This window comes from Bacillus sp. FSL K6-0268 (assembly GCF_038005425.1).
GTDB lineage: Bacteria > Bacillota > Bacilli > Bacillales > Bacillaceae_G > Bacillus_A > Bacillus_A thuringiensis_S.
Genome location: NZ_JBBOTF010000002.1, coordinates 275817 through 299588, shown reverse-complemented (window position 1 = coordinate 299588; position 23772 = coordinate 275817). Strand labels below are relative to the sequence as shown.

The window sequence follows — 23772 nt, the reverse complement described above, 5'->3', positions numbered from 1 at the left end:
CTTCCACTGTTGTAATTTCTGCTTGGGTCTACCAAGGTGTTTTCCCTGTTTTTAGCTAAATCAACTCCTTATATTTGGTGTATTTTGATTTGGAGATGCTCTTTTTTTGCCAGCCAGGAAAAAAAATTGAAGTACAAGATTGGTAATCAAATTCCCTAAAATATTTCTATATTTGGTTGTATCTAACTCTATGATACTTTTTTGTGGAAAAATATCGATTTGTTAGGTGATTTTGGTCCTACCCCAATAAGATTAAAGCCTATAATAGATTTTCGAAATGGTTATTTTTAGATGTAATGGTATTATTACAGAAAACGAAATACCTCTATAAAAGAAACGGGTTATAGTTGGAAGAAAGGAAATCCATGACTTATTTTTACACGGATCTCGGTTGTACCCCGCCAAAAAATGATTAGGGAATTAGCCTCCAGAAATAGGGGTATGTGCAGAAAAAACCATATAATTTCAAGTACCGTAATGTATATAAAGATAAGACCTTCAAAAACAAAACAACAAGTATTTTTTCTTTTCTCATCCTCCGAAAAAAGGGACTATCAAAAACATATAGATTGAACTACTCACCACTTAACGTCCTTACGGACTGTTTGTTTGAAGTGGGAGATTCCTAAGTACAGAAGCCTAGTGGCTTCTAATTCATTAGGCTATCCTCGTAGTTCCTACGGTTAGAAGCCTTAAAGCTTCATTTTTAAGATTGATACTTGCGTTACTATCTCTATCGTGATGATTATTGCACGCAGGACAATTCCATTCACGAAGATTTAGATTCTTAACGTCTTTATTTTGATACCCACAACAAGAACATAATTGGCTTGAAGCAAATGTTTTGGATACCGGAATGACTTGTTTTCCATACCATTTTGCCTTGTATTCTAGCAACGTTTTAAATTGTGACCAAGATACTTCACTAATCGCTTTTGCTAACTTATGATTTTTTAACATATTCGATATTTGCAAATCTTCTATACCGATAACATCGTGGTTTTTGATGATTTCAGTTGAGATTTTGTACAAGTAATCTTTTCTAGCATGAGCTATGTATTCATGAATTCTAGCGACCCTTACTCGTTGTTTATTCCAGCGAGAAGATCCTTTCATTCTTCTAGAAAGAACACGCTGTGCTTTTGCCAACTTCTCTTCCAATGAGCGAAAAATTTAGGATTTTTATAGATTGTTCCATCTGATAAAATGGCGAAATCTTTTAATCCTACATCCATTCCAATATAAAAATGTGTTTTCGGAAGTTCTTGCACTTCTGTTTCAACTAACAATGACACAAAGTATCTGCCAGAAGGGTTCCGTCTAACCGTAGCATTTAAAATACGTCCCTTTACTTCACAACTTTTGGCAAATCGAACAAGACCTAGTTTCGACAATTTCATTTTGTTTCCCACAACAGCAATGTTTTCATTTGTTTGTTTTGTGGTATAAGATTGTACGTTATTCTTTTTAGATTTGAAACGCGGGGCACTGTTTTGTTTTTTAAAAAAGCGTGTATAAGCATCCGCAAGGTTGCGAACAGACGATTGAATAGCAATACTATCCACTTCTTTTAGCCAAACACACTCTTTCTTCATTGCAGGAAGTTTGGCAGAGCATGTACCATATGTCAAACCTTTTCCTGTTTCTTTGTATGCATTACTCCGTAGAGATAGGAAGTGATTGAATACAAAACGAGAACAACCAATCGTTTTATTGATCAGGATTGTTTGTGCTTTATTTGGACAGATACGAAATTTATACGCTTTATTGATCATCCTTCGTTTCACCTCCATTTCGATATATATCCATTATATACAGAACATACATTCATACACAGAACGTACATTCGATTAATGGTGAAGTGATTATGAGAAATTCTCCGGTAACACTTTACATATGCCGAACAATTAAGATGACTTCCTGCCATCTCTTGTTCGAAGCCTGTAGATTGTCAATGAAAATTGGTTCTTTCCCGTATTAGTTGAACTCTCGTAATAGAATCTTTTTTCGCAAAATATCAAAATTATTCCTGCCATACATAATCCGTTTGATGAGCTTTGTTTTATTCACACTGCCTTCCGCTAAACCATTACTATAGGGATATTTACAAGCATGGAGTACAGACTCAAAATCTCGTTTTATTCCATGTAGGAAGGAGTCTACTTCTGGAATAGAAAGTTTTTCTGCTTTAAGTATCCATTCAGACAATTTTTCATACTGTTTTTCTGCCAGTATAGTTTGAAACTGGTATAGCAAAGTTAACAATTCCTGAACAGATGGATAAAGCTCAAAAATTTCTTCTATCTGTTGACTCTTCAATGCAGGATCCCCTGCTGGATTAAAGATCAATCTAATAATTTTTTGTCTAGGAATAGAATGAAAAAATGGTTTCTTGATGTTCTGTTGCTTCTTGAGCAATCGGATATGGTAACGAGTTGTAGAAACACTGCCTGTGTATCCTTGCAAAACTAAATGATCATGAATTTTCTTTGAGGAGTATCCTTTTTGCATATATGTAATCATGTGCTCCAAATAAGAATTGATTTTTGTAGTTCGACCAGAACGGGTTTGTACACTGATTGTTCGTAAATTTTCCTTTATATACCTTCGTACCGTTCGTCGATCTAAATGTACGTATACAGCAATTTTTCTGATACTCATTCCTTCGGAATGAAGTTTTTTCACCTGTTTGATTATCTGCTTTTTTCGTTGTATGTTTTCAAATCTTTCCCTTTCAAATTTAGTCATGAAAAGAGTAGACAATTGATGTTTAGGCAGATGAATATACTTTTGAAGCGTACGAATGTCCATTGCTAATTCTTTTGCAATCCTAGAAATAGGTATCTTTTTTTTCTGTAATTTTTGCGCGATCACAATTTTTTCTTTTCTGGTAAGCAAAGAGTAAGCTGGATTTATTTCGTCCACTAATGGGCTATTAATTTGTATAGAAGTAGGTAGTAATCGTTGAAAATATTTTTTTATATAATCCATTACGTTTTTTACTAAATGAAAGCGGTCATTAACTTGAATAGCTGTAGGGTGTGCCGCTGTAATTGCATTTCGAAAAGTGACAGAACCGTCTCTAGAAACGATTTCTAGATGGGGAAATGTTTTCAACCAGACAGTCACATCTTCTAAATCCCTAGAAGGGATTAAATCGACGATTTTATGCGTTTCAATATTTACCATAATCGTTCCATATCGATGCCCTTTTTTAATAGCGAAATCATCAATACAGACCTTGGTAATATTACTTTTATCGATTATGATTTCTTTTTTTTAATCCAACGGCAAATGGTGCTTTTACTAATTTTAATTTTCTGTTGATGGAGCCTTTTAGCAGAGTTAATCGAACTCATTTCTAAAGAAAGAGCCAAAATTTCCTTTTGTAAACGCTTTGTTTTGCGTGCCTTCGGCTCGATATAAGGAAGTGGCATGCTAAAAGTCGTATAAGAGCAGCTAGCGTTTATACAAAAAAATTTAGGCAGCTCTAGATGAATAAGGGTTTCAAAATTTGAAACAGGAAGATCTTGAAAAACTCGATAGTATTTTGAATGTACTTTGTCTGATTCCATCATACAATATGGGCATATAGCTTTTATATATTTTGTTTTAGCTTGAAAAACAATTTGATCGTCGATAAATTCATGTTTTACATATTGAATGTTAGAATCTAATACACTTAAAATATTTTCCATCGAATATCCCCCATACCTTTTCCCTATTTTATATGTCATTATATCAATTTCAACTAATACGGGAAAGAACCCATGCCCATCAACTTAAGGATAGACACAATATTAACTTTTGTTCATTTGAACTTAAACTTTCCCCACAAGGGAGCCAGTTATTAAATTTCAGCACGCCAAATAACCCCTAACGGGTTTCATTTTTTTCTTATGCAACTTTCTTTTGCTTGCAACATCCACTATACTCATAGATAACACCCATGATATCAAAGACGGTTTTCTTCTCGTATCGATGAGATTTCCGCCCGTTTTTCTCTAGAAGGTGGAACAGGCGGATTAAAAGCTTTGTTATCTCTTGGGTGTCTTTCTGTATAGCTTGATAGAGAAGAAATAGATGATCTTGAATCATTCCAATCGCTTTATATTCACTTAATTCCTTTTGCTTCTTCTGTAACAACAGTTGACGCATTTTAAACATCGTAGAAGAACATAAGAAAATAGCAATCAGTTTCCCATATAAATGGCACTCTATTCGTTCTCGTTTGACAGTGCGACAATGATCAATATCAAATAATGATTTCCACGTTTTAAAAACAATTTCAATCTGCCAACGTAAGGAGTAGAGTTCATGGACTTGCTTCATCGAAACCCACTCCCACGGAGTGTTGGTTACATATACATTTAGCCCAGATAATATTTTGCTTTTTTGTGAATACGGTTTTCCTTTTTTCTTTTCACTTTCTATTTGTTTTTTCTGTCGTTCTCGTAATTGCTGTTCTGTTAGACGATACAGGACCAATCGGGCAAACAAAACTTTTTGATCTCCAACATAAACATTACCTACTTCATAAGTTTCACCAGGTAACAAGCGTCCCACCATCATTTCTAAATTGACTTTCATATATTCTGTTTGTTTTTTGATGTCCCCATTTTTAAAGTATTCTGGGTTTGGATTTTTTACATATACATTCGTATTTAACTTTAATCGAGAAATATAATAGGTCCCACGTTGATCCATTTGATCTAAGTCCTCTAATGAAAAATACCCTAAATCACGAATACATAAATCTCCTGGTCGTAACGTATCTAAACATTCCGTTCCGAATGTTTTATCATTATTTTTTCCAGGCCCCACTTGGAAATTCAGAAATTGTCCACTATGTAAATCATATTCTAATTGAATTTTAATCCCAGCTGTTTGCGCACAACCACCTGAACCAGGATAGATATGTTCTAAAGTATTAGGCACTTGAAACATGGTGGCATCCATGATACGAATACGTTTAAAATAATTATAAAGATGATTAGAAATATGAGTTTGCTCACAGATTTTTTGTTGTAACAACAAAGAGAAAATATGCTTTAAAAATAACACTGATTTTTCATTAAAGCGTTTATTTAAGCCCTCGGGGCTAAGTACAGTACCTGTAACTGCGTGAAGCCTACTACATAATCGGACTAAAGGATCACTGGCCACTCTTTGGCTAATCCAAACACAAATAGTAGCTAAATCTGATCCTGAAAATTTGCGTTTTCTCTTTACAAATTTCATCTCTCTTGCGAGTTTTTCCAAAAAATCAGGTGTGATATAGCGCTGTAATTCTTCTGCAAATGGCTGTAACTCCTCTTGAATCGAGCGATTCATAAAAAAACGTCACCCTTCCTTATAGTCTATTAAGAAAGAATAACGTTTTTTTGTATTTGGGGGTAGTAAAAATGCTTAAGTTGATGGGCATGGGGAAAGAACCATATTTCTGCTAATTCTCACAAGATTGTATGGTGGCAATGTAAGCAAGGACATGAGTGGGAAGCGCCTGTGAAACAAAGAAAAAACGGAGGGAGAAATTGTCCGATTTGCAACTCCATTTTTACAACACACCCTGATATAGCAGTGCAATGGCATCCAAAATTAAATAAAGGAGCCCTTCCATACGGTATTACATATGGATCAGATGTTCAAGCTTGGTGGATTTGTTCATGTGGATATGAATGGAAAGAGGAAATAGCTAAAAGAACAGGAAGAAAAGACAAAGACTGTCCAGTTTGCCGAAACAAAATCTTAAATCAATTATCTTCATTACAGAGTAAATATCCAGAAATTGCGGCAGAATGGCATCCGACATTAAATGGAGATTTAACGCAAAACGATGTTTTACCAAACTCCAAAAAAACTGTGTATTGGATGTGTCGAAACAATACACAGCACGTATGGAAAACGAGTATTGCCTATCGAGTGAATAGAAAAACAACTTGTATATATTGTGCGGGTGCAAGAACATACTTTGAAAATGGATTTGCTTCTCGATATCCTAAACTTATGGACGAATGGTGTTATGAACAAAATAACGGAATTAATCCTGATGATCCATTCTTAAAATCTATGAAAAAAGTATGGTGGCGCTGTAAAAAGAAAAAGAACCATATCTGGGATATGCCCGTTTGGTATCGTATAAGAGGAGAAGGGTGCCCTTATTGTGCCAAAAAACGTGTGTTGCCAGAAGAGAGCTTTGCAGCCCTACATCCCAAATTGCTCTCAGAGTTACATTCGAAATTGAATGAGGGCGTAGACCCATGGCAGTTGGCACCTAAATCAGGGAAAAAAGTGATATGGCAGTGCACGAGGGATGAACAGCATATCTGGGAAATGGGAATTAATAGACGTACTCATCATGGTGAAGGTTGTCCGTACTGCTCAAAGACGCGCGTGTTACCAGAAGAAAGCTTTGGTAATCACTATCCACATTTAGCAAAGCAATGGCATCCTACAAAAAATAAAAGAGACTCTTACGGATATATTGCTAATTCAAAAATGGTTGTATGGTGGTTTTGTGAAGAATGTAATCATGAGTGGGAAGAGGCGATAGTAAAACGTACCACTATAAAAAAACAGAAACCTTGTTGTGGTAAATAAAATTGTTACTTTCTTTAAAAAATCCGTTGTAATAATAGAATAATTTAGGATGCTTTTTATGATAACGAGCACAGAATTAGATTCATTAATTGAACGATTAAAAAGTGATGCTTCTGATTACAAAAATGAAAATCCAGGTAGTCGTGGTTTTTAGGAATATATGCTGCTAGATAGTGTGAGGGAACGGATTCATGCACGTGGTATTTGGATACCGTATAGAGAAGTAAGATGTACTTTGCATGTAAAGGGGCAAATGGTATCGGAAATGAGTTTGAAAGCATATGGAATATTCATTATTCTTACGTATATATGATAATAAGGTGGAGGAAAGAGAAAAGGAAGCGCAGCGAGTAACGCAAGAAGAACTACGTGAAAAAAATCGAACCGCTTCTAATCTTTCATCATAAAACAGGAAAATAAATGGCATTTATGCCACTAGTAGAACAAATTTCTCTTTGTGGTAGAGATTCATTAAAATTGGATTGGCGTCCAACACATCTTATTAAAATTAAGATGGTTTAAGTCGGGGTTTATGTAGCAACGGAACAAAAGCACGCAACAAGTATTTTAAACAGACTATAATAAAAAGCGCATAAAAAAGGAAGATTCTTCAATACAGAAAATCTTCCTCTTTAAAAATGCATGTAAGTCCTATTTATAAATGTCACCACGATTTCTAATGGCTTGTATGTATATGACTTTCTCATCATGATTGATTTCAAATAAAATTCGAAAGGTTCCAACCCGTAATCGATATAGATCTGTGTAACTCTTTATACTTTTAATATCTCCTTCAGGAGGAATTTCAAGAAGTCCCTTCAATCCTTCAGCAATTCTTTTTTGTATTTCTTTTCCTTGCTTTGCAATAAATTTCACAGCGGATTTATGGTAAATCAATTTGTAGTCCGAATTCACGTTTTGCGTCCTCCCCTGATACATAGCCTTCGTCACTATTTAGCTGATCTACTTCTTGTGTAGATAACGGTTTATGATCTGGATCCGCTATATCAATTTTTTCCCAATCGTTAGGTTTCTTTTTTGAGCGTTGAACAAGAAATTCTAAAAAATCAAACGCTGCTTTTTCATCTTGTCGGTTAAGACGATCTATCAATTGATACAACTCATTTTTACGAATAGCCATGTGGTACACCTACCTTCGGTTTTATTTGGCATGTCCACTAATTAATTTTAGTGGACATGCAGTGTGGGGAAATAAATGTTTGATGTCCGCTAATGTAAGTCAATAAAAGAGGAGGGGGGAGTAACAGTTGAAATAAATATATAAAACTTTATAAAAAAACCTCTAATTATTATAAAATTTAAGTAATAATAATTAGGGAGATGATATAGATGAAGTACTACTATTTCATAGGTGAATTTGCTAATTTAATAGGAAAGACAAATGAATAACGTAAAAACGTATATGTTTGCTACAGGTTATCCATTTGAAATCATCACTGATATAGGAAGTGGGATTAACTATAATAAAAAGGGATTACATCAACTAATTGATAAGGTCACTCATTCGGAAGTAGAAAAGATTGCCTGGAACTAAAGAATACACATCATCCTACTCATTTAGTCATGTGATACAAAAAGAATTGTAACGGGAGGGGAGTAACAGTTGAACTAAATCTATAAAACTTTATAAAAGACCCTCTAATTATTATAAAGATTGAGTTATAATAATTAGAGAGGTGATATAGATGAAGTACTATTCCATAGGCAACATGATAAAAGTCGAAAAGAAAATACAACACTTGCATAGAAGGTTGACCAATATCAGAACAAATTATCTTCATCAAGTCACGAAAGATATCGTGAAAACCAAGCCATATCGAATCGTGATGGAAACCTTGAACATCAAAGGAATGATAAAGAATAAGCACTTGTCTAAAGCTATTGCAAAACAATGCTTATATGAGCTTACGCGACAAATTCAATATAAAAGCGAAAAATACGGTATTGAATTTATGGAAGCTGATACATGGTATCCATCTTCTAAGATGTGTTCAAGTTGTGGAAGCATCAAGAAAGATCTAAAGCTATCTGATCGCATATACAAATGTACTTGTAGTCATGTCATAGATCGGGATTTGAATGCAGCCATCAACTTGTCATGAACCAAACGTTATGGCTAATATGTAGGATGCGTTGTATCCGAATTTACGCCCTCGGAGAGTTCTATCAAACGGTAGTAGCTTTGGCAAAACCGGACTCGTAGAACAGGGAAATAAACAAACTTTATAGACTTTTATAAGGTTTTAGCAACGGAGCAAGGGTTATGCCTGTAGATTTTTTAACACCTGAACATGAAGAAAAATATGGTTGTTTTTGTGCCACTCCAACATCAGAGTAGTTAGCAAAATATTTTTGGTTAGATGATACAGACAAAGAACTGATATGGAATCGTCGTGGAGAGCATAATCAACTTGGTTTCGCTGTTCGATTAGGAACCGTTAGGTTCGTAGGAACATTTTTATCTGCTCCTACAAATGTACCATAATCGGTTATTACATATATGACAAATCAACACATTGGCGATTCATCAGATGACTATATGCACGTACTTGGCTATATAATGAACAACCAAGTGTCTTATTTGATTTAGCAACAGCACGGCGTATCGAATAAAAAAACTTTACTATACATATAATAGTATATAGTAATAGTTTGAGGAAAGAGGGAAACGAATGTTGGAAAGAAAACGACAAACCGTCCAAAAGGAACAAAATCTAAATACGGCATCGCTTCAGAATCGGTTGCTGCAAGAAGTGATGCAAGAGAAAAAGAACGTTACGCTAATTTTGTTGAAAGGTTTTCATATAAAAGGGAAAATACAAGGATATGATGTATATTCGATTCTAGTAGAGGTGGAAGGGAAACAACAGTTGGTATATAAACACGCCATTTCAACAATTCGTCTTTAAAAGAAAAGAAGCATGAATGTAAGAAATCATGCTTCTTTCGACTAATAGATAGACAGATAAATATTTATTTTTTATAGCTTCTTTTAGTAGTTTTCATACTTTAAAGGCAGGTGTTTTTCCTGCAGGAATAGTCATAGGTTATCCGTTTTATAGATTTCGTCCTTCACGTGCAGAACGCTCTCGCACCTCGAATGTACAAAACCCAACTAGTTGGACATTGTCCCCATTTTATAAAGCGCGTTGAATGGATTCTAATGGGGTATCTACCGCGAGACTTCAAAATACGTAACGTTCCATACACTAGGGGAAACGGTGGGATATTAAGTTACAAAACTACTTCGATTCATCGTAGGGTTCTTGCTACAGACCGTAAAGTAGAAAAACAACATAAACAAAGGGACCATACTTATGATATTATCCCCTTTAGGTAGACAGTGTGAAAAAGACCATTGTATACACATGGATGTTACACTGTTACTTAGAGGGGATGTTTCATGGCCAAAAAAGGTACAATATTTCATACATACTCAAATGAGATAAAGTTATCAGCTGTTCAAAGTTATTTAAACGGGGAAGGACGCTACGATATGATAGCGGAGAAATATCAGTTGAGAAGCTCTACACAACTTAAAATAGGGTGAAAAAATATAAAGAATGTGGTGCAATTACAGATACTCGTGGGGAAAACAATAAAATGAAAGGCATACCGAACCCTTTAAAAGGCAAACGGATTCATTTTAAAACTGTTGAAGAAGAGCGTGATTACTATAAGGCCCAGGTTGCATATTTAAAAAAGCAGTATCCAAATCTGTAAATGGGGGCGTACTAAAATATAAAAAACGATATCATATCATTGAATGACTAAAAAGAAAATATCTCGTTATATGGCTTACTAATTTTGCGGGTGTACATCGCTCAAGTTACTATCAGTGGGTTCATACAAAAAGTATGAACCACATACGACTAGAATCCGATACACGATTAAAAAAGGTAATTCAATTTATTCACCTAGAGCACAAAGAATATGGTTATCCACGTATGAAAATTGCTTTAGAAGAAGAGGGCTATTTTATAAATCACAAAAAGGTATATTGATTCATGAGTGAGCTTAACATTCAGTCTATTATTCGGAAGAAGCGTCGCTTGTTACAGACATTACCTACCTACGATTTCAAGAGGGCTTCCGCTATCTTTCTGTTGTACAAGATATTTATAATAACGAAGTTGTTTCTTGGAAAATATCCAAGCGTAATGATACTGAACTTGTATTAGATACAATTGAACTGTTGGCACAAAAAAGAGATGTGCGTGGAACCATTCTCCATTCAGATCAAGGGCTCCAGTACACATCTCATGCCTACAACAAACGAATGTTCGATTTGGGTATCATTGGCAGCCACTCTCGCAAAGGAAACTGCCATGATAATGCCTGTATCGAGTCATTTTTCTCCCATTTTAAATCGGAGATGTTGTATGTGAGTCATTTTAAAACAGAAGCGGATTTCATACAAGCAATTGAAGAATATATTTACTTTTATAACTATAAACGTTTCCAAAAAGACTAAGCAACCATCGAGATTCGATAGTTGCTTAGTCTTTTTAATACTGTCTATTTGACAGGGATAAGACCAACTTAGCGGTCTCTTTGTTTATGATGGTGAGACTATAGTATATATAACTATACAATGTGGGGTGGTTGGTTGCTAGCCTTTCTCTTATATGTTAGAGAGAAAGGAGGTGACTCCTATGATGGAATATTTACTGTCTTTGCTACAGGATTTGTTAAAAGTCTTTTTGACAATCCTTATCACGGCTTATGGAAATAAGCTTGTCAGCAAATTTAGCAAAAAACGTAAAAAGACCTCCCTACGCCGTGGAAAGTGTGGAAGGCCTTCTAAAAGAAAATAAATTTTAGTAGTAACCAGTCACCTTACGGTAACAGTTACCAGAAGAGATGTTAGCGCATCTCTTCTTTTATTTTATGTGTTTTAGGAAATACTTATACCTTAAACTGATACTTATATTATATCATCTTCAAAATCAATTGCAAATCCCGCTGCAAGATGAAACAACGGGATCTGTAAGTTACTAATTGTAAAATCATAAGTTGAGATTCGAAATAATCAGAATAAATATTATCAATTCACTTTATCTTACATGTATGCAAAAATGTAACTAAGCTAAACTTTTCTTTCAATCTTTTTCCCTAATAAAGGTTGAATACATACACAATTTTTAGCCGGAAAAAGAAAAGCTCATTTTTGTGGGAAATGAGCTTTTTAATCATTTATTCGTCGCAAAAACGATGGTTTTTGATAATTATATTTTTTGATACATGATAAGATAAAGGTAACTACTCAGCTTAATTAGGAAAAAGGGCATACCAAATACATGTTTTCATTCGAAAACATAAAAAAGAAAAGACTCCAATAAGAGAAAGAATCTAAATCAAACAGAGAATTTCTCTTATGAAGTTGTGCGATTCCAAGGAACCGTTCCGGTTTCTATAACTTGTCCTATCGCTTGTAAGACAGATTGTTTTTGTTTTTTCATGGTACTCATAAAGCTTCGTATCTGGCAAAAAGATTCTGCGCCTTTCTTACTTCGGAAAGTCCCAGACACTTTCTGTTTGACTTTCGTCATTCGAATATCCCGTTCCGCTTGATTATTATCAAATGGAATGTCTGGATGTTCTAAGAATGCTAGAATTCTGTCAGCATATTTGACGAAGCGATTCCATAAATTTTGAGCAGGCGTCTGCTTTCTTTTCTTTTTTAATTCTGTAGAAAAGACTGGTTGTTCTTTCAATATAGCTTGATAAACAGTAAACAGGTGCTGTTGCTTTACTTTTGGCAGATTTCCTTTGTATTGTTTTTTCAGCGTTAAAGCTTGCGTGAGAAATTTCTGCATCTGTTGCGCCCATTTTTGCCCCGTACTATCTATAATTCCTTGCAAATCTCGTAAGAGATGGGCATTACATAATACATGTCGGCAATCTGTATACGCATCATACGATTTCCAACCATCATGCATCGCAATTCCAGAAAAAGACGGTAAAATTCCGCCCGCATCCATTGCTTCTTTTCCGCGTTTGTGATGAATATGTTGCAATGTCACCTCCGGTGTACTGGCAGTATGTAACCATTGTGTTTTGTTTTCTACACGCATACCGGTTTCATCAAAATGGACAATAGGAGACTGCAGGATCTTTTCCGTTACTTTTTTTATGAATGGCTGCAATTGAGAAGCGAAAGCCTGTGTATGATTTACCAGGGTTCCTTCGCTTATAGAATGTCCAAAACAATCCTGAAAGAATTCTTTTGTTCGCTTCAAAGAAATGCATTGATAATGCGTTAAATAGGGAATCAGTCTTTTTATATTTGGACCATATTGAACAGGACGAGATACTGTCGAAGGAAATTGGGCTTCTTGGATAGAATGGCAATGTGGGCATTCTTTCTGTTCTACTTTATGTTCTGTCACTTCAATCTGAATAGGTGGTAAGTCATACACTTGGCGAATGCGATACCCTTTTACAGGCTCGTGGTTCAAGGAAGTATGACAACAAGTACAATATGTAGGAGAATGTGTAATCGTATGATCTGGAGTCGCTGTCAAACCAAGAGTATGTCCCTTGTGGCCTAACTGGCCACCGGTTTGACGATGAGACGGTTTGCGCAAACTTTTTGTAACAGGCTTACCTAAACCATCTGTAGAAGGTGGCTTATGACTATTTTTGGAGTTTTTTTTTGAAGCATTTTCTAGTTCTTGTATACGTTTTTCTAATTTAGAAAATGTTTCTTCAAATAAAGAAATAACAGCTTCAGGTCCTTTTTTATATGTATCTAAAATAATTTTTCGATCGACCATAATATTCACCTCCCCTGTTTGATATACTCAGTATTTACAAATAGGAGGCATATGAAACTAGTAAAATTAAAAAAAGCCACCGAAAGGTGGCTGAGTAGTTACAGATAAAGAAATGTATTTTGACAGAAGTGAACTTGCTCTTCCTTTAGAGGACGGAATATCAAAGCGGTTCAACAGAAAAACTATCCCCAACAAGCTCAGCTGCATTAACTTGGTCTACAAGTTTGTAGATAGGCGTTGTTTCTGAAAATGTAAATACTTGCTTGCCATTTACCATAACACGCCACATTACATCATTATTACTAACTGGATTTGTAGCGTTATAACCACTAAGTACCAAATGATTTCCTATTTGTTTAAAAACCAATCGACCTTGTCCCTTATCAATTGTAAATGTGTATGGAATCCCAATGGTTTTCAGCAATGTTTTTGCTTGCCAATCATTATTATTTACACCATACACTTTCAAATCATTTGAATTATATTCTGCAATTAAATACGTTGCTTGAGCCGCGCTACCGGATATGAAAACGGGAACATCCCCAAAATAATTTTTATAGCTTGTAGATAGGCCATGCTCTGTATGATAGTGTCCTGCAAATACAGCTTTTACATCATATTCTTTTAACAGATTGATAAACCTTTGATTTGGCCCAGATTCTAAATTAGGATATTGCGATTGGGGATATTTATCTGAGTCCCACCCCCAATTGTTAGGTTCATGAAGATTAATAATAATTGCTTGTCCACTTGCTGAGGCCGATTTTAAATCTTGTTCTAACCAATCTAAAGAACTTTCCAGTGTAAATTTAATTCTTCCCATTTTAGTGGATACTGTTTTGTCTGGAAACGTCATCGTTGGATAATTATTAAGTTGGATAGAATGGATAGGACCCATATCAGTTGAGTATGCAAAACTTCCAGAATACTCTTGTGTCGGATCAGTAGTCGATGCATTAGGATTATTCATTTTCATATCAAAACTAGTTGTCGGTACACCGTATATTACCTGACTGAAATAATTCATAAATGAATTATAAATACAACCATTATCAGCACAATCGTTATAATTATTTTGAATGTCATGGTTACCTAGTCCTGGATAAACTGGAGATTTTAAAACATTCATAAGCTCCACCATTTTCCCCCATTCATCTTCAGCACCCAACCCTAAGATTTGAGGTCCATGTCCAAATGCAGTTATATCACCATTAACTAAAACCGGAGTAATCGTGTTTTTTATCGTATCAGTATACGCATTAATACTGTTATATTGTGCTCTAATCAATTGTTCTGAACGAGTTTTTTTCTCCGAATCAGATTCAGGTTCTCTTCGATCTGTTTTATCTGTCCATGGATACTGTGGATCCGAAGTGATTACAAAGGAGCCAGAATCCCTAAAGCCCTTATCAAAACCTGCGACTCCTGATCCAGGACCATCTGCTAGAGCCTGTGTACAATTAAACATTCCTACAAATAGTATAAAAAGAATACATGTTTTTTTAATCATCAAATCACCCCTTTAAATATGCTAATTATTCGAATATTTCTGATAATTAATTGTAATAATTTTCTATTGTAAAGAGGGGATTACCATGATACTACTTGTAAATGAAAGTGGAAATATCGGTTTTACTTTTGTATGTTTTTTTCATCATTATCCCTCCCTTTTATTGTTATACTCCCTCCCTATTCTAAGTTACACATACTACTTTATACAGCAAAAAAAAGATATTTGATAACTGCTAAAAAACTAATGATATGTACAGCAGAAAGCCAGGAATCGATGGGATACGAGAAACTCAATATCGGTTTTATTGCAAGGTTTTTTAACGAATTTCCCGAAATTCATCTCCCACCTACCGTTAGGCTACGCCCTTCACACGCTTGAGGAATGAGAGTTCTTTCAGAAAATTCGTTAAAATGATCAATAAATGGGGACTGATGATGTTAATACTTCATTTAAACTAGAGCTTGTAGGGAGAATTGAAAAATACACGGAACAATATGCAAGAATGGACCACGCAATTGAATTACACCAACAAACAAAGAAAATCATGAAAGAAATTTATACTGTCATCGGAGTAAGTCAAGTTGCTTTGTATGGGAAGTTAAAAGAATTAAAAAAAGATGAAAAGACGAATCTTTTTTATAGAAAAAATCGTATTTTTATATGAAAATATTTCTCACCGTACGATTTCGGTAAAATGGTACGGTGAGCCCAAATAGCTGTCTTTATTTTGATAATGATGGAATGAGAAAATTCTTTTATATTAGAGTAAGTAGTAAAGATCAATCTATTGAGAGATAACTCGCAACCGCAGCAGAGATAAGTATTCCTGAAGAATACATCTTTATAGAAAGAGCAAGTGGAAAAGATTTCAAACGTCCTGAATATCAACTTATGAAGCGTATGTTGAGAAACGGCGATGTTTTATATATTCAATCCTTAGATCGTTTGGGAAGAAATAAACAAATGATTTTAGACGAATGGCAAGAATTAATTAAAGAAAAAAAGATTGATATCGTTGTGTTAGATATGCCACTTCTTAACACTATGAAATATAAAGATTTAAATGGAATTGAAACTCTTATTTCAGATTTAATTTTACAGTTATTAAGTTATATGGCTGAAGATGAAGGAAAAAGAATCCGCGAACGACAAAAAGAAGGAATTACAATTGCACTTCAAAAAGGAGTTAAATTTGGCCGCAAAAAAGTGGAAAATAGATGATAATTTTAAAGAAACTTATCCAGAATGGAAAAATCATAAAATTACTGCGGTAGAAGCCATGCAAAGAGTAGGGATGAAGAGTAATATATTTTATAGAAGAGTCAAAGAATACGAATATAGCTTAGAAAAAGGCAAGTTCTCTTAAAAGAAAGACTTGCTTTTTTCTTATTCTCCCTTTTCGGGGGATGGGCAAAAACACCCATAATATTTATTTTGAATATTATCAATTTACTTTACATTTTCACGATGAGTAACCTAAAAATCCTACTGCCTAATTAGGCAGTAGGATTTGCAATTGCTTTTGAAGATGCTATAATATAAGTAGAAAATTAAGGTATAAGTATTTCCTAGAACACATAAAATAAAAAGAAGAGATGCGTCAACATCTCTTCTGGTAACTGCTACCGCAAGGCGGATAGTTGCTAAAATTTATTTTCTAGCTTTTGAGCTACCCTGCTTCCTACGGCGTTGGGTGGCTCTTTTACGTTTTTTGCTTAATTTGCTGACAAGCTTATTTCCATAAGATGTAACGAGGATTGTTAAAAATACTTTTAACAAATCTTGTAGCAAAGACAGTAAATATTCCATCATAGGAGTCACCTCCTTTCTCTTTAACATATAAGAGAAAGGACAGCAACTAACCACCCCACGTTATACAGTTGTAATCATTCTATCATAATTCTATGAACTTACCAATATAAACAAAGAGAAAGCACTGCCTAGCTGTTTCTTCATCCTTTATGATTTTGCTACATTGTGCAAGTAAAAGTATAACCAAGTTTCTTTACATGTACCAATTGTTTTTTATAACAATTCTCATCTTTTTGGCATACGGCAACCATTCGTTACTTTTGGAGCCACTCAAGAAAATAAACTAAATAAGTCGACTTTTTAAAATTTTTGCATTTAGTAAAGAAAACCATTACATTTTTACTAAATAACTGCACCGAAGTATGACTATTCTAACAAGTCTTGATACATTTTCTTATAAAAATGAAACTGATTGGTTTCTTTTAATTCCTGAATTAAAGATTCCAATGCTTTTGTTGATAAGCTAGGAGCAAAGCCAGCTGCAATTGCAGATAGCTCAATTTTCTCTGCATAATAGCAAATATACGCGAGATCATATTCTTTTATTTGACTCATATACGTTCCTTTCCGTTGATACGTTGTCTTTATTGTACAAGAAAACTTTTTAGTAACACAACAAGTATTACGTATGCCGCAACTATTGGTTATTTGGGGAATGCTTATGAAAAAACATTCCAGATACTTCTAATTATTTTGAATTGAGTACAGCAAAGTTTCTTAAAACTATGAAAACTAAACGAATGACATGGTTGCCGTATGCCTTTTTCTGTTATGCTAAACAAAACTATGAATTAGCGAGGTGAAAGTAGTGATTTTTTTATTTCGTTTCGATGTGACAGACAAAGGAATGGATTTTATTCTAAATGAAGAAATCGCAAAGGATATGTATCCTGATTTGAAAGGAATGCTTCTTGATTTAGTGAAATCGTTATGTTCCATGCTCGACTACTATAAAGTTTATAATAAAGAGAAAACTATCTTTTCAGGAGTCATTCATGATAATGGGGAAGTGGAAATTATACTCAGTAAAGGTTTAGGAAAATACATTGATCCATATAGGCTTAGTGACAGGGTAGCTACTCTAGTCCGCAGGATTTTTTCCATTAAAAGTAAATGGAAGGATAAATACTATGATGTAACTGTAATTTCTGTGACACTCTCTTTTTTTAATTGCCTCTTTGCTCTGATTAATGTACTTTTAGAAATACCCATTTTTTCTTCCACTTCTTTGTAAGAATGATTATGTAAAAGAAATAAAGCATGTTCTATTTGTTTCTTATTATATTTCTTTGGTCGCCCTTCTTTAAAATTAGGATTTATCTTTGCAATTGCTTTTCCTTCTAGTGTACGTTCTACAATTATATCTCTTTCAAATTCAGCAAATGCGCTCATTACATTAAATACAAGCCTGCCTGTTGGTGTATCTGCAACTAATCCCATATTGAGTATATGAACCTTTACACCTTTTTCAAATAGCGTTCTAATTATATGTATCGCATCAACTGTTGAACGTGCAAAACGATCTAGTTTTGTCACAACAAGCGTATCCCCTATTTTTAGTATAGATAATATTTCCTGAAGCTTTGGACGATCTGTTTTTGTTCCAGTAAACTTTTCAGAATAAATTTCTTCACAGCCTTCATTTTGCAATGTTTGAATTTGGGACCCCAGGTCCTGGTGTAATGTACTTACACGTGCATAGCCATATTTCATAAAAAATTGCTCCTTTTTCCACTAAACTTTAGACCTTAAGTTATGAATCTGTTTGTACAAGAATGATAACTTTTAAGCTACTTGTAATTTAATTGGTATTCTTTGATTCGTATTTAATTTGAAAATTCCGTATGGATTCACATGATGATAAAATAACGGGGTTAAACCTCGGAAATCTTCTATTGTCATTTTTTTTAACCAATATTGTTGGTTATCGTATAGAATTTCTTGTACCATTAAGGTATTCATATAGACCAAACAATTTTGAAGTAACTGTAGTGATAAGACCGATACTTCTTAATCCTCTAATGAATTGGAGCGCAATTCACTATTTTTCCCATAGAAAATATAAGTAGTTACTGAATTCCATTGCTCTACAGTATTTAATCCCTCTTGAATTTCTCTACGAATATCTTCGGTGTGTAAGTATTCACATAAAAAAATAGTTTTCATTGCTTTTCCAAGTTCACATAATGCTAAATATGTTGGATGTTTTGTATCCCTTGTGAATCGTTTTAAAATAGATTCGGCAGAAGCTGTTCCCAATCTTAGGGCAGTCGCAACCTTAACAATTTCTTCATATTGTTGTTGAATAAGATCCTAGTCAATTGGTCTACTTAAAACAGGATGTAACTGAAGGTATTCTTCGTTCATCCCAGCTTCAGGACGATACAATTTTTGAGAACCAATATTCTTGAAACGTGGCATAAGTTTGAAGCCTAACAGATGACAAAAGGCAAATGCAATCACACTTTGCTCATGCGTATCTACATAGTTTCGATCAATTTCCATATCTGTGTGCCAATAAATCATAATTTCATGTTTTCTATAACGAGGATGCCACTCTGTTAGTAGGTTTTGATCCCAAGCTCCATAATGTTTAGAATCCGAGGCACAAGCAGTGGTAGCTTCTCCCCATACATTTTTTTCTCGGTGATTCATAATTTGATTGATTACTTCTGCATTCGCTTTTCTTAAATGATCTTTATGTATAAATTTTTGACGCATATATCGAAGCTCTCGATAATTATCAATGGGGTTTCCAGCAGCTACTGCTTTTAACCCAGTGTTTGTTCCTAATCCAAATAAACAAAGAAGTAAGCGACGTTGAATCGTTTCTGAATCTAATATTTCTCGGTTAGCTGTAGTTTTAAAATGTTTGGTGAAGCCTGTATGAAAGTCTGTTTCTTTTAATAAATCTAATAAATTAATATCATTCCATCTATTTTTAACTTCTTGTTTAATCGTTGGTACAAGTGGAGGTTCCAGTTGCTTATCAAGGGGAGTAACTTGGATCCATCCTTTATTACTTTTAGTAGTAATCACTATTTTTTGATTACTTTGACTCTTTAATCCTTGATGAAGCATTTGTAGTTTTCCTTTCATTAACAGCTTTATATTTTCAATAAAAGGCTTCACATCAAGTGGTATCTTTAATGCTTCAAAATATTCTTCCTTATTTTTTCAAAATCTTGTGGAAAATCTTCATCTGGGTTACGATATCGATTTGCTCCTTCAATCCAAATTTATTTACACCGAAGTTGCGTGCGAAGAGATTGAATTACTGCAATTTCATAGTTAATTCGATTGACTCTTTCAACTCTCTGAATATCCGATTCTATTAATTATATTTTTCCATTTAGGTTGAATGACACCCTCAATTGGAACAGTATCTTCAATTGCAAAATAGCATTGGCCAATTTCTCAATTTTCAAGTGGGCCCTGGAAAAAATAATGATAAAACATTCGGAACAGAATGTTTAGATACGTTACGACCAGGCGATTTATGTATTCGTGATTTAGGGTATTTCTCATTAGAAGATTTAGACCAAATGGATCAACGGGGGACATATTATATTTCGAGGTTAAAGTTAAATACGAACGTATATGTAAAAAATCCAAGTCCGGAGTACTTTAAAAATGGTACCATTAAAAAGCAATCAGAATACATACAAATCAATGTCATGCAAATTTTGAATCAACTCCAACCAGGTGAAACAATAGAATACCAGCAAGCTTATATTGGAGATAAACAGCAGTTATTTTCACGTCTCGTTTTTCATCGTTTAACAGCAGCACAATTACAAAAACGCTTGAAAAAAATTGCAGAAAAAGAAAAGTTGAAACATAGAACCTATTCAGAGAAAAGTAAATTAGTAGCAGGATTAAATGTATATGTGACAAATGCACCTTGGGAATGGGTTCCGATGGAACAAGTACATGAATTGTATACATTACGCTGGCAGATAGAAATTGTTTTTAAAACGTGGAAATCATTATTTGATATGGATCATTGTCGCACTGTCAAACAAGAAAGAATAGAGTGCCATTTATATGGGAAACTCATCGTTATTTTTTTTGTTCTTCTACGATGTTTAAAATGCGTCAACTTTTGTTACAGAAAAAACAAAAGGAATTAAGTGAATATAAAGCGATTGGAATGATTCAAGGTCACCTATTTCTCCTCTATCAAGCCATACAGAAAAACACCCAAGAGATAACAAAGCTTCTAATTCGTCTGTTCCATGCGTACTTTTAGGAATAATCAATATGATGAACAATTAGTAGCTGTTTTGAAGGGAATTTCCTTTCATTTTATTTGTTCTCTTAAGTTGATGGGCATGTACAGGTAATGCGAAGTGGTTATTATTTATTCTTTAGGCATTTAATGAACCGATAGACCACATTCATTCTATAGTAACATATCATTTACCTCGTGGATAAAGGGAGTCTATATGATCTGTTTGTATATAAAAGTATTATTTTACAGTAAATTACATTTAATAAAGGTAATTTCCCTTTATTTCGTTCCACCTTTTCCTTGTTATAATCAATATGGAAATGAAGAGGATGTTATCTACACGTTCTCTTCATTTTACATGTAGAGCGAAAGGGAGAGTAAAAGATGAAGATAAAAAATATATACAAAGTGTTGGCGACTACCATGCTAGTAAGCCAATTGATGGTTCTTGCGATTTCGTATGCGGCTACACAGAATTCTAGTGAACAAACCAATCAAGAACAAAAAGAAGTGAAACATGGTTTGTTAGCAAATTATTATACAGATGATGCGTTTAAAGATTTAACGATGATCTACAAGTAAAACGCAAATCAACCAAGAAACGCTACAAGGTGCCTTATCGAAAGATAAGCAACAGTTCCAATCTGTACGTTGGATGGGCTACATTCAACCGAGTGAAAGTGGTGAATATGAATTTTCTACATCAGATGATTCACATGCAACCATTCAAATCGATGGGAAGGTGATTGTACAAGATGCTCCCATGAAAGAAAAGATGACCCTAGAGAAAGGGAAAACATATGCCATTACGGTAGAATATCACACAGATAAAAATGGAGCAGAAAATGTAGCTTCACAATTTGAGATGTTGTGGTCTGTGAATGGAAAAGAAAAAGAAGTTGTGCCAGAAAATAATTTAGTCTTACCTGATTTTTCTAAGGATAAAGTCAAGCAATTTACAACAACTGCTAAAAGTAATGTCCTGGCAGATGATGATGGGGGGATTACAATTGATTCTGACGATGATAACATTCCAGATGATTGGGAGATCAATGGATATACGGTGAAAAACGGTCTCATTGTAAAATGGGATGACGCGCTGAAAGCACAAGAGTATACCAAATACAAATCGGATCCGCTGAATAAACATACTACGGGAGACCCGTTTACAGATATTGATAAAGTGTTAGATCACGTGGATGGTGGTATTTTAGAAGAAGCGAAAAATCCGATTGTGGCTGCTTTTCCAAAAATAGGCGTTAATATGGAAAAAATGATACTAACAAAGAATCAAAATGTGTCCCATGAGCAAGGGCAAACCGAAACAAATGAAGCAAGTAATACAGTGGGAGTATCCACTACAAATAGTAACACAGAGTCGAGTACAATAGGATTATCTGAATCTGCAAGTTTCCCATGGGGTATTTCTGTATCTGCAAATTACTCTCATGATTATACAACAAGCGTGTCTGTAGATCAATCGGATTCTAAAACTAGTGGGCATAGTAATGGGAAGTCATGGAGTGAAACATTAGGAATTAATACCGCAGAAGCAGCCTTTTTAAATGGGAACGTGCGATATGTAAATGTTGGAACTGCGCCAATTTATAATGTAAAACCTACGCTTAATTTTGTTATTGGAAGAGCACAATCTGGATCTACTATTGCCACAGTTGTTGCAAAAGCAAACACAGTAGCGAATGTGTTAAATCCTGGGACAACTTATCCAGGAAAAACACAAAATCCAATTGCTTGGAATACGATGGATGATTTCAATGCCCAGCCAATCAAGTTGAGTTACAATCAAGTGAGCGCCGTAGAAGGTGGGATACCTTTACAAATTCAAACTACACAAGTATCTGGAAATTATAAAACGTACAATGCCGATGGGGATACGATTGTGAATGATTCACAAAAATGGGAAAATGTTATGAATGATATTGACAGTAAAACAGCATCTATTACCATAAGTACATCAAATACTGATACGAAAGAACGATATATTTCGGCTCGAAAAGCAGAAAAGTATAATCAACAGAGTCAACCAGAAGTCACGCTAGGAGAAGCAGTAGAAGCTGCGTTCCCTGGGGCGAAGGTAAATGGGGATAAATTATCCTATCCAGGTCTTGATTCAGAAGAGATTGTTATAGACCGTAAAACGTATGATGACATACACAATCAAATGAGTCAAACAGGAGATGAAAATATCTACCATGCAAAATTAAAACAAGGTATGAATATTTTAATTCAGCCCCAAACACCGCCATTAGATTTTACTATGGATAAAGGATACGGTCGTTTAAAATTAAAACAATTCGGGAATATATTAACAATGGGGGGGGACAAGCTGGACTATGGGATTAGTTATAACAAGAATATAAAATGGAATATTTTAGCTGATGGTGTGAAAAAAGGTGAGTTTAATGAAGTAGACCCAATTAAAAATATTATAGACAAATTTTATCAGGCTAATCCAAATGGGATAAGCGGGAATCATTTTTCTATTGAACCTGAAGACCTAGTCGGGAAATAAGTTATACTCTAAGATCAGGAATCGCTTTTGTTTAAGGCTTAACAAAACAAGTAACAACGACTTTGCTTCTATGCGAAGAGGCAAAGTCGTTGAATTGTTTTTCTTAAAATAATGTATATAGGTATTAACTATCTAGGTAGAGTCTAAGGTTTTTTTCTTTTATATTAACGCTACATGTATGAAAAAAGTCAACGGGATGCAGAGGTTGTATATATAATGAAACGATTACAAGTATAGGGGAGTCGTTGACAACGCAACCGATGCCGGGGGGATCAGGGTG

The 23772-nt window shown here is 34.5% G+C and carries 19 protein-coding genes and 9 pseudogenes; 15 read left to right on the top strand and 13 right to left on the bottom strand.

All coding sequences use genetic code 11. The features are described from left to right. Positions 1 to 657: 657 nt before the first annotated feature. From tnpB to MHI28_RS32290, 4 genes and pseudogenes are all read right to left on the bottom strand, one after another. A pseudogene (tnpB, locus tag MHI28_RS32305) lies at positions 658 to 1775 on the bottom strand (IS200/IS605 family element RNA-guided endonuclease TnpB). A gap of 202 nt (positions 1776 to 1977) precedes the next feature. Beyond that, a complete protein-coding gene (locus MHI28_RS32300) occupies positions 1978 to 3249 on the bottom strand; it encodes an ISL3 family transposase (RefSeq protein ID WP_269800728.1) in 1272 nt (423 codons plus the stop codon). A gap of 14 nt (positions 3250 to 3263) precedes the next feature. Then, positions 3264 to 3698 carry a transposase family protein gene (locus tag MHI28_RS32295; protein ID WP_075717486.1) on the bottom strand — a complete coding sequence of 145 codons (435 nt, stop codon included), beginning with the start codon at positions 3696 to 3698 and terminating at the stop codon, positions 3264 to 3266. A gap of 199 nt (positions 3699 to 3897) precedes the next feature. Beyond that, the gene (locus MHI28_RS32290; protein WP_340828013.1) at positions 3898 to 5334 is read right to left on the bottom strand and encodes an IS4 family transposase; all 1437 of its coding nucleotides are present in this window, start codon (positions 5332 to 5334) and stop codon (positions 3898 to 3900) included. Positions 5335 to 5439: 105 nt separating this feature from the next. Here MHI28_RS32290 and MHI28_RS32285 point away from each other — a divergent pair, with 105 nt between their 5' ends. Beyond that, positions 5440 to 6600 (top strand): zinc-ribbon domain-containing protein, encoded by a 1161-nt coding sequence (locus MHI28_RS32285; protein WP_340828802.1) that lies wholly within the window; start codon positions 5440 to 5442, stop codon positions 6598 to 6600. Positions 6601 to 6881: 281 nt separating this feature from the next. Then, positions 6882 to 7007 carry a hypothetical protein gene (locus MHI28_RS32280; RefSeq protein ID WP_340828619.1) on the top strand — a complete coding sequence of 42 codons (126 nt, stop codon included), beginning with the start codon at positions 6882 to 6884 and terminating at the stop codon, positions 7005 to 7007. Between the two features lie 244 nt (positions 7008 to 7251). On the opposite strand, the gene MHI28_RS32275 is transcribed toward MHI28_RS32280, so the two are convergent. Together MHI28_RS32275 and MHI28_RS32270 are read right to left on the bottom strand one after the other, a co-directional pair. After that, a complete protein-coding gene (locus MHI28_RS32275; protein WP_340828618.1) occupies positions 7252 to 7515 on the bottom strand; it encodes a type II toxin-antitoxin system RelE family toxin in 264 nt (87 codons plus the stop codon). Continuing rightward, positions 7484 to 7741 carry a hypothetical protein gene (locus tag MHI28_RS32270; RefSeq protein ID WP_340828617.1) on the bottom strand — a complete coding sequence of 86 codons (258 nt, stop codon included), beginning with the start codon at positions 7739 to 7741 and terminating at the stop codon, positions 7484 to 7486. Before MHI28_RS32270 ends, MHI28_RS32275 begins: the two co-directional genes overlap by 32 nt. A 252-nt stretch (positions 7742 to 7993) precedes the next feature. Here MHI28_RS32270 and MHI28_RS32265 point away from each other — a divergent pair. From MHI28_RS32265 to hfq, 4 genes and pseudogenes are all read left to right on the top strand, one after another. Beyond that, positions 7994 to 8143 (top strand): annotated as a pseudogene (locus MHI28_RS32265) (IS607 family transposase); the annotation flags it as partial. Between the two features lie 184 nt (positions 8144 to 8327). Continuing rightward, positions 8328 to 8723: pseudogene (locus MHI28_RS32260) on the top strand (RNA-guided endonuclease InsQ/TnpB family protein); the annotation flags it as partial. A gap of 161 nt (positions 8724 to 8884) precedes the next feature. Beyond that, a pseudogene (locus MHI28_RS36315) lies at positions 8885 to 9231 on the top strand (DUF4158 domain-containing protein); the annotation flags it as partial. Between the two features lie 65 nt (positions 9232 to 9296). Continuing rightward, on the top strand, positions 9297 to 9530 hold the full coding sequence (hfq, locus tag MHI28_RS32250; RefSeq protein ID WP_340828798.1) for an RNA chaperone Hfq: 234 nt from the start codon (positions 9297 to 9299) through the stop codon (positions 9528 to 9530). Between the two features lie 93 nt (positions 9531 to 9623). Here the strand turns inward: hfq and MHI28_RS32245 are convergent. Further along, positions 9624 to 9800, bottom strand: a pseudogene (locus MHI28_RS32245) (HU family DNA-binding protein); the annotation flags it as partial. Between the two features lie 224 nt (positions 9801 to 10024). Here MHI28_RS32245 and MHI28_RS32240 point away from each other — a divergent pair. From MHI28_RS32240 to MHI28_RS32230, 4 genes and pseudogenes are all read left to right on the top strand, one after another. Continuing rightward, positions 10025 to 10171 carry a transposase gene (locus tag MHI28_RS32240; RefSeq protein ID WP_340828616.1) on the top strand — a complete coding sequence of 49 codons (147 nt, stop codon included), beginning with the start codon at positions 10025 to 10027 and terminating at the stop codon, positions 10169 to 10171. A gap of 307 nt (positions 10172 to 10478) precedes the next feature. After that, positions 10479 to 10625, top strand: a complete 147-nt coding sequence (locus MHI28_RS36310) for an IS3 family transposase (RefSeq protein WP_139362491.1) — start codon at positions 10479 to 10481, stop codon at positions 10623 to 10625. 56 nt (positions 10626 to 10681) lie between these two features. Beyond that, positions 10682 to 11095: pseudogene (locus MHI28_RS32235) on the top strand (IS3 family transposase); the annotation flags it as partial. 181 nt (positions 11096 to 11276) lie between these two features. Further along, the gene (locus MHI28_RS32230) at positions 11277 to 11438 is read left to right on the top strand and encodes a hypothetical protein (RefSeq protein ID WP_340828615.1); all 162 of its coding nucleotides are present in this window, start codon (positions 11277 to 11279) and stop codon (positions 11436 to 11438) included. A 558-nt stretch (positions 11439 to 11996) separates the two neighbouring features. On the opposite strand, the gene tnpC is transcribed toward MHI28_RS32230, so the two are convergent. Both tnpC and MHI28_RS32220 read right to left on the bottom strand, forming a co-directional pair. Further along, positions 11997 to 13400, bottom strand: coding sequence for an IS66 family transposase (gene tnpC / locus MHI28_RS32225; protein WP_340828062.1), 1404 nt, complete (start codon positions 13398 to 13400; stop codon positions 11997 to 11999). Between the two features lie 160 nt (positions 13401 to 13560). Further along, complete coding sequence (locus tag MHI28_RS32220; protein WP_340828614.1) at positions 13561 to 14910, bottom strand: metallophosphoesterase; 1350 nt, start codon at positions 14908 to 14910, stop codon at positions 13561 to 13563. A gap of 424 nt (positions 14911 to 15334) precedes the next feature. Between MHI28_RS32220 and MHI28_RS32215 the strand changes: the two genes are divergently transcribed. Both MHI28_RS32215 and MHI28_RS32210 read left to right on the top strand, forming a co-directional pair. Next, complete coding sequence (locus MHI28_RS32215; protein WP_340828613.1) at positions 15335 to 15577, top strand: recombinase family protein; 243 nt, start codon at positions 15335 to 15337, stop codon at positions 15575 to 15577. A 152-nt stretch (positions 15578 to 15729) separates the two neighbouring features. Continuing rightward, positions 15730 to 16279 (top strand): annotated as a pseudogene (locus tag MHI28_RS32210) (recombinase family protein). 284 nt (positions 16280 to 16563) lie between these two features. On the opposite strand, the gene MHI28_RS32205 reads toward MHI28_RS32210, so the two are convergent. The 4 genes and pseudogenes from MHI28_RS32205 to MHI28_RS32190 all read right to left on the bottom strand — a co-directional run. Then, positions 16564 to 16725, bottom strand: coding sequence for a hypothetical protein (locus MHI28_RS32205; protein ID WP_340828612.1), 162 nt, complete (start codon positions 16723 to 16725; stop codon positions 16564 to 16566). A gap of 366 nt (positions 16726 to 17091) precedes the next feature. Beyond that, positions 17092 to 17280 (bottom strand): hypothetical protein, encoded by a 189-nt coding sequence (locus MHI28_RS32200; protein ID WP_340828611.1) that lies wholly within the window; start codon positions 17278 to 17280, stop codon positions 17092 to 17094. Between the two features lie 573 nt (positions 17281 to 17853). Further along, positions 17854 to 18438 (bottom strand): recombinase family protein, encoded by a 585-nt coding sequence (locus MHI28_RS32195; protein WP_340828610.1) that lies wholly within the window; start codon positions 18436 to 18438, stop codon positions 17854 to 17856. A gap of 72 nt (positions 18439 to 18510) precedes the next feature. Next, positions 18511 to 20136, bottom strand: a pseudogene (locus MHI28_RS32190) (transposase); the annotation flags it as partial. On the opposite strand from MHI28_RS32190, the pseudogene MHI28_RS32185 reads away from it, so the two are divergent. The 3 genes and pseudogenes from MHI28_RS32185 to MHI28_RS32175 all read left to right on the top strand — a co-directional run. Beyond that, positions 20133 to 20965: pseudogene (locus MHI28_RS32185) on the top strand (IS4 family transposase); the annotation flags it as partial. The pseudogenes MHI28_RS32190 and MHI28_RS32185 sit on opposite strands and share 4 nt — an antisense overlap. 378 nt (positions 20966 to 21343) lie before the next feature. Continuing rightward, the gene (locus MHI28_RS32180; protein ID WP_340828609.1) at positions 21344 to 21541 is read left to right on the top strand and encodes a hypothetical protein; all 198 of its coding nucleotides are present in this window, start codon (positions 21344 to 21346) and stop codon (positions 21539 to 21541) included. A 7-nt stretch (positions 21542 to 21548) separates the two neighbouring features. Next, a complete protein-coding gene (locus MHI28_RS32175; RefSeq protein ID WP_340828797.1) occupies positions 21549 to 23492 on the top strand; it encodes a binary toxin-like calcium binding domain-containing protein in 1944 nt (647 codons plus the stop codon). Positions 23493 to 23772 lie beyond the last annotated feature (280 nt).

Bases quoted from the DNA above. Each gene is read 5' to 3' on its own strand.
- MHI28_RS32205 (WP_340828612.1), bottom strand. From the start codon at position 16,725: ATGATGGAATATTTACTGTCTTTGCTACAAGATTTGTTAAAAGTATTT.
- MHI28_RS32280 (WP_340828619.1), top strand. From the start codon at position 6,882: ATGGAATATTCATTATTCTTACGTATATATGATAATAAGGTGGAGGAA.
- MHI28_RS32200 (WP_340828611.1), bottom strand. From the start codon at position 17,280: ATGAGTCAAATAAAAGAATATGATCTCGCGTATATTTGCTATTATGCA.
- MHI28_RS32270 (WP_340828617.1), bottom strand. From the start codon at position 7,741: ATGGCTATTCGTAAAAATGAGTTGTATCAATTGATAGATCGTCTTAAC.
- MHI28_RS32230 (WP_340828615.1), top strand. From the start codon at position 11,277: ATGATGGAATATTTACTGTCTTTGCTACAGGATTTGTTAAAAGTCTTT.
- MHI28_RS32195 (WP_340828610.1), bottom strand. From the start codon at position 18,438: ATGAAATATGGCTATGCACGTGTAAGTACATTACACCAGGACCTGGGG.
- MHI28_RS32220 (WP_340828614.1), bottom strand. From the start codon at position 14,910: ATGATTAAAAAAACATGTATTCTTTTTATACTATTTGTAGGAATGTTT.
- MHI28_RS32215 (WP_340828613.1), top strand. From the start codon at position 15,335: ATGGGGACTGATGATGTTAATACTTCATTTAAACTAGAGCTTGTAGGG.
- MHI28_RS32295 (WP_075717486.1), bottom strand. From the start codon at position 3,698: ATGGAAAATATTTTAAGTGTATTAGATTCTAACATTCAATATGTAAAA.
- tnpC (WP_340828062.1), bottom strand. From the start codon at position 13,400: ATGGTCGATCGAAAAATTATTTTAGATACATATAAAAAAGGACCTGAA.
- MHI28_RS32240 (WP_340828616.1), top strand. From the start codon at position 10,025: ATGGCCAAAAAAGGTACAATATTTCATACATACTCAAATGAGATAAAG.
- MHI28_RS32290 (WP_340828013.1), bottom strand. From the start codon at position 5,334: ATGAATCGCTCGATTCAAGAGGAGTTACAGCCATTTGCAGAAGAATTA.
- MHI28_RS36310 (WP_139362491.1), top strand. From the start codon at position 10,479: ATGAACCACATACGACTAGAATCCGATACACGATTAAAAAAGGTAATT.
- MHI28_RS32180 (WP_340828609.1), top strand. From the start codon at position 21,344: ATGAAGATAAAAAATATATACAAAGTGTTGGCGACTACCATGCTAGTA.